Annotated in this window: 6 protein-coding genes; 2 read left to right on the top strand and 4 right to left on the bottom strand. The window is 68.7% G+C overall.

Going from position 1 to position 5,217, the window contains the following annotated elements; all coding sequences use genetic code 11:
* Positions 1–42: 42 nt before the first annotated feature.
* Entirely contained in the window at positions 43–351 is a 309-nt protein-coding gene (locus ABDW21_RS16035; RefSeq protein ID WP_343602364.1) for a hypothetical protein, read from the top strand.
* 331 nt (positions 352–682) lie between these two features.
* Positions 683–1,534 (top strand): DUF732 domain-containing protein, encoded by an 852-nt coding sequence (locus tag ABDW21_RS16040; RefSeq protein ID WP_343602366.1) that lies wholly within the window; start codon positions 683–685, stop codon positions 1,532–1,534.
* Positions 1,535–1,577: 43 nt separating this feature from the next.
* Here the strand turns inward: ABDW21_RS16040 and secG are convergent, their stop codons facing one another.
* The 4 genes from secG to gap are packed head-to-tail and all read right to left on the bottom strand — an operon-like array spanning position 1,578 to position 4,916.
* Complete coding sequence (gene secG, locus ABDW21_RS16045; RefSeq protein WP_343602367.1) at positions 1,578–1,811, bottom strand: preprotein translocase subunit SecG; 234 nt, start codon at positions 1,809–1,811, stop codon at positions 1,578–1,580.
* Positions 1,812–1,869: 58 nt separating this feature from the next.
* Positions 1,870–2,655: a triose-phosphate isomerase gene (gene tpiA / locus ABDW21_RS16050; RefSeq protein ID WP_343602369.1), complete on the bottom strand. Its 786-nt coding sequence runs from the start codon at positions 2,653–2,655 to the stop codon at positions 1,870–1,872.
* Positions 2,652–3,890, bottom strand: a complete 1,239-nt coding sequence (locus ABDW21_RS16055) for a phosphoglycerate kinase (protein ID WP_343602371.1) — start codon at positions 3,888–3,890, stop codon at positions 2,652–2,654. The genes tpiA and ABDW21_RS16055 overlap by 4 nt, the downstream gene beginning before the upstream one ends.
* Before the next feature lie 3 nt (positions 3,891–3,893).
* Positions 3,894–4,916, bottom strand: a complete 1,023-nt coding sequence (gene gap, locus ABDW21_RS16060) for a type I glyceraldehyde-3-phosphate dehydrogenase (RefSeq protein WP_343602373.1) — start codon at positions 4,914–4,916, stop codon at positions 3,894–3,896.
* Positions 4,917–5,217 lie beyond the last annotated feature (301 nt).

The raw sequence follows: 5,217 nt of genomic DNA on the forward strand, positions 1-5,217 counted from the left end.
ACCCGCAACAGCTGGTAACCCCGCGGCTGGACCATCGCAACGTTGCTGCCGCTGCTCAACACGACCGCAGCGCCGGGCCTGCAGCACTGGGAACCGGATCGGTGGACCCGGCACCGCCTGGCCGAACCGAACGGGCTTGCCGCCCCGGTGCTGGTGACGGCGTTCGGGCATGGCCGGCACTCGTGCCCCGCGCAGCCGTTCTCGCTGGCGGCCATGACAGCGGCGATGACCCGACTGTTCGGCCGATATCGGATGACCCCGTGCTGGACTGCCCACCCGCGGCCGGTGCCCGCCCAGATCGGGGGTGTGGCGCGCGCGCAGGAACCGTGCCCGGTCCGCTACGCGCGGTGACACGATCCGCCGTCGCGCGGGGTGCCGGCCAGCCCGGGCCTGGTCGGTCGTGGACGACGAAGTCGGGGTCGACTGCCGAAACCGCGTCCTGCCGGACCGCTCTGCTGTGTAGCTGCTGTCAGCGCACTTCACATTCGATGCGAGTTCCGTCTTATACGCGCCAGCAGTGTTGTCATGAACCGATATCTGGAAGAATTAACGGTGTTTTTACAAGTGGTGTTTTTACAAGTGGTGTTTTTACATGTGGCGTTTGTACGTGTGCCGTTGACATCGGCCCACACACAGCTCAGGCCCGTCGGCTGACGAGCGCAGGAGAACGGATACACATGACATGTTCACCGGCATCACCCTCCTCGCCGGCGTCCTGGTTAGCGCCGTCGTGGATCTCACCGGCGCCGCGATTCTGGGTGGCGCCCCAGCAGCGGCCGACCCCGGCCAGGACCAGCAGTTCCTGGCGCTGCTCAACCAGGAAGGCATCCCCGCCGTCAAAAACAACCCGAGCCTGATCGCCACCGCCCACAAGGTGTGTCGCGAACTCGACGGCGGCATGCCGGCGGACGACCTCGTCGACCAAATGCGCAACAGGTCATACCAGATTAACCCCATCGAGCGGCTCCTCCCCGACCGCGTCACGCGCACCGTGACCCGGTTCATCTCCGCGGCGGTGGGCGCCTACTGCCCCCGCGATCAGGGCAGGATCGCGTCGATGTCAGCGGGTCTCGCGCACGGTTCGGCTGCGCCGGCGGGGCGGGATCTGCCGGGCGCCGCCGTGGTGGAGCTGCCGTTCATGACCGACGGCGGCGTCGTCGTGGCGGGCCGTTACCCCGATGGCGGCCGGGATCGTGACGCGCACGTCACGGTGCTCGTGCCGGTGATCCGCGTGGTTCCCTCCGGTGACATCGTTCCCACGGACCCGCCAGAGATTCCGCCACCCCCGCCGCCGCAGGCGCAAATCCAGAAACCTCTCCCGGCGGTCGCGGCACCGCCTGCACCGAAACAGGCGCCGGCCCCGCCGCAACAGGCCGAACCCCCCGAGGTCGCGCCTCCTGCGCCGGGCATCGGTGGCGGTCCCGACGGCATCGACGGCACCGGCGGCAATGGTGCCGGCGGCGGCGCCGGCGGTGCCGGTCCGGAGGAGCCGGAGCCGGACCCGGGGCCCGGCTGGGTCAGGATGGCGCCGTAGTAGCGGACCCGGGGCGTCGACTCACAACTGCCGCGTCCCGCCGTCAGCGGAACTTGATCAGCAGCGCCATCGCGGCGATGGACACCAGCCAGATGCCGGTGATGAACAGCGTCAGCCGGTCGAGGTTCTTTTCCACGACCGTCGACCCGGACAGGCTGGACTGCACGCCGCCGCCGAACAGCGTCGACAGGCCGCCGCCCTTGGCGCGATGCAGCAGCACCAGCAGCACCACCAGGATGCTGGTGACGACCAGGGTGATCTGCAGGGCCAGTTGCATGGCGTTCACCTTACCGGGCGCTCACCCGGCGCCGTGATCAGCGTGCCGGCGCCTCGCGCTACGGCAGCGGACCGCCGGCCGCGACGGCACACAGCGTCGCGAACTGCTCCCCGTCCAGCGACGCGCCACCCACCAGAGCACCGTCGACGTCAGGCTGGGCGATGATGTCGCCGATGTTCTTGGCGGTCACCGATCCGCCGTAGAGCACCCGCACGGTGTCGGCGATCTGCGGGCCCGCCAACGCGGCCAGCTCGGTGCGGATCGCCACGCACACCTCCTGCGCGTCGGCGGCGCCGGCCACCCGCCCGGTGCCGATGGCCCACACCGGCTCGTAGGCGATCACGACGGCGCCGACCTGCTCCGCCGACAGCCCCGCCAGCGAGCCGCGCAACTGCTCGACGTTGTGGGTCACGTGATCGCCGGCCTCACGCACCTCGAGGTGTTCGCCGATGCAGACGATCGGCGTCAGTCGGTGCCGCAGAGCCGCGGCGGCCTTCGCCGCCACCAGCGCGTCGTCTTCGTGGTGATAGGTGCGCCGCTCGGAGTGCCCCACGACGGCATAGCCGCACCCCAGCTTGGCCAGGAAAGCTCCGCTGATCTCGCCGGTGTAGGCACCGGACTCGTGCTGGGACAGGTCCTGGGCGCCGTAGGTCAAGCGCAGCTTGTCGCCGTCGACAAGGGTCTGCACACTGCGCAGGTCGGTGAACGGTGGCAGCACGGCCACGTCGACCCTGTCGTAGTACTTGTCCGGCAGCGCGAACGCGATCTTCTGCACCAGGGCGATCGCCTCGAAGTGGTTGAGGTTCATCTTCCAGTTGCCGGCGATCAATGGCTTACGGGTCACGACTCTCCTCGGGTTTTCAGCACCGCCAGACCGGGCAAGTCTTTGCCCTCAAGGTATTCCAGCGATGCGCCGCCGCCGGTGGAGATGTGGCTGAAGCCGGCCTCGGGCAGGCCCAACGCCCGGACCGCGGCCGCCGAGTCTCCGCCGCCGACGACGCTGAAGGCGCCCCTGGCGGTGGCGGCGGCGATCGCGTCGGCGACGCCCCTGGTTCCGGCGGCGAATGCCGGAAACTCGCAGACGCCCATCGGGCCGTTCCAGAAGATGGTCTTCGCGTTGGACAGCAGCGCGGTGAACCGTTGCACCGACCCCGGCCCGATGTCCAGGCCCACCATGCCGGGTGGGATGGCGTCGGCGGGCACAACCTGCGCCGGCGCGTCGGCGGCGAACCGCTCGGCCACCACGATGTCCACCGGCAGCCGCAGCACGTCGACGTAAGTGCTCATCAGCCGCGCGCAGGTCTCCACCATGTCGGGCTGCAACAACGACCTGCCCACCGAAACGCGTTGCGCAGCAAGGAATGTGAAACACATGCCGCCGCCTATGACGATGCTGTCGGCTTTCGTCGCGAGCTGTTCGATCACGCCGAGCTTGTCGGAGACTTTCGAGCCGCCGAGCACCACCGCGTACGGCCGTTCGGCGGAGCCGGTCAGCTGCTCCAGCACAGCGACTTCCGCCGCCACCAGGGTGCCGGCATACGCGGGCAGCAGGGTGGCGACGTCGTACACCGAGGCCTGCTTGCGGTGCACCACCCCGAACCCGTCGGACACGAAGGCCCCGCCGGCGCCGACGAGTTGCGCGAGCTGCCTGGCCAGCGCCAGCCGCTCGGCGTCGTCGGTGCTGGTCTCGCGGGGATCGAAACGGATGTTCTCCAGCAACAGCGCGTCGCCGTCGGACAGTCCGGCGACGACGGCCCGCGCGTCGGCGCCGACAGGTGAACGATCGGGGCCGCCGGCCAGGTGCACGTGCCGGCCCAGCTGCTCGCCGAGCGCCGCGGCGACCGGCGTCAGCGAGAACCTCGGGTCGGGCCCGTTTTCCGGGCGGCCCAGATGTGAGGTCACGACCACCTTGGCACCGGCCTGCAGAAGCGCCTTCAGCGTCGGCACCGACGCGACGATCCGGCCGGGGTCGGTGATGACGCAGTCATCATCGAGCGGCACGTTCAGGTCGCAGCGCACCAGCACGCCCCGACCCGAAACCCCTTCTGCGAGAAGGTCGTCGAGAGTCTTGACGGTCACGGTCTACAGAGACTTGCCGACCAGCGCGACCAGGTCGATCAGGCGGTTGGAGTAGCCCCACTCGTTGTCGTACCACGACACCACCTTGGCCTGGCCGTCGATCACCTTGGTCAGGCCGGCGTCGAAGATCGAGCTGTGCGGGTCGGTGACGATGTCGCTGGAGACGATCGGGATGTCGTAGTAGCGCAGGATGCCCTTCAGCCGGCCCTGCGCGGCGGCCTTGAATGCGGCGTTGATCTCGTCCGCGCTCGCTGAGGTGGCCAGATCGACGGTCAGGTCGGTGACCGATCCGGTGGGAATCGGCACCCGCAGCGCGTATCCGTCGAGTTTGCCTTTGAGTTCGGGCATCACCACGCCGATGGCCTTGGCCGCCCCGGTGGACGTCGGGACGATGTTCAACGCGGCGGCGCGGGCGCGGCGCAAGTCCTGGTGCGGCCCGTCCTGCAGGTTCTGGTCGGCGGTGTAGGCGTGGATGGTGGTCATCAGGCCCTTGACGATGCCGAACTCGTCGTGCAGCACTTTCGCCAGCGGCGCAAGGCAATTGGTGGTACAGGACGCGTTGGAGATGATGTTCTGGCTGCCGTCGTACCTGTCGTCGTTGACCCCCAGGCAGATGGTGATGTCGGGGTCGGTGGCCGGCGCGGAGATGATCACCTTCTTGGCGCCGGCCCCCAGGTGGCCCTTGGCTTTCGCGGCGTCGGTGAACAGGCCGGTGGACTCGACGACAACGTCGACGCCGAGGTCGGCCCACGGCAGGGCCGCGGGGCCTTCGGTGATTTTCAGTGACCGGATCTCGGCCGCGCCGACGACGATGGTGTCGTCGCCGTGCAGGCCGACGTCGTGGGGCAGCCGGCCCAAGATGGAGTCGAATTTGAGCAGGTGGGCCAGGTGCGCGTTATCGGTCAGGTCGTTGACCGCGACGACCTCGACGTCGGCCGCGGCCCCCTGGGCCTGCTGGGCCAGCAGCGCGCGGTAGAAGTTGCGCCCGATGCGGCCGAAGCCGTTGATGCCTACCCGGACCGTCACGTGCCTCTCCTTGGTCGCCGATGAATTACCCGGGGTCAGCCTAATCGTGACCACCAGCGCGGCAAAGCCGGGCGCAGGGCCGACTCAATACCCGTACCCGCATGTCCAGGACACTGCCGAGGGCTGCCTGCGCCGCTAATGGTCGCGCTCATAAGTTCGTCGGGATCATGTGCTTGTCACCAGGTCTGCAGGCCAGGTAGGTAGATGTGACCGACGAGGCGTGTGGGTCGACGCTGTGCAGCCCGGCCGCACCGAATGTGAAGCCGTTGCGACCACCCCTTGAACCAAGGCCGGATTTTTT

It is taken from the genome of Mycobacterium sp., assembly GCF_039583805.1.
Taxonomy (GTDB): domain Bacteria; phylum Actinomycetota; class Actinomycetes; order Mycobacteriales; family Mycobacteriaceae; genus Mycobacterium.

Bases quoted from the DNA above. Each gene is read 5' to 3' on its own strand.
- secG (WP_343602367.1), bottom strand. From the start codon at position 1,811: ATGCAACTGGCCCTGCAGATCACCCTGGTCGTCACCAGCATCCTGGTG.
- ABDW21_RS16040 (WP_343602366.1), top strand. From the start codon at position 683: ATGTTCACCGGCATCACCCTCCTCGCCGGCGTCCTGGTTAGCGCCGTC.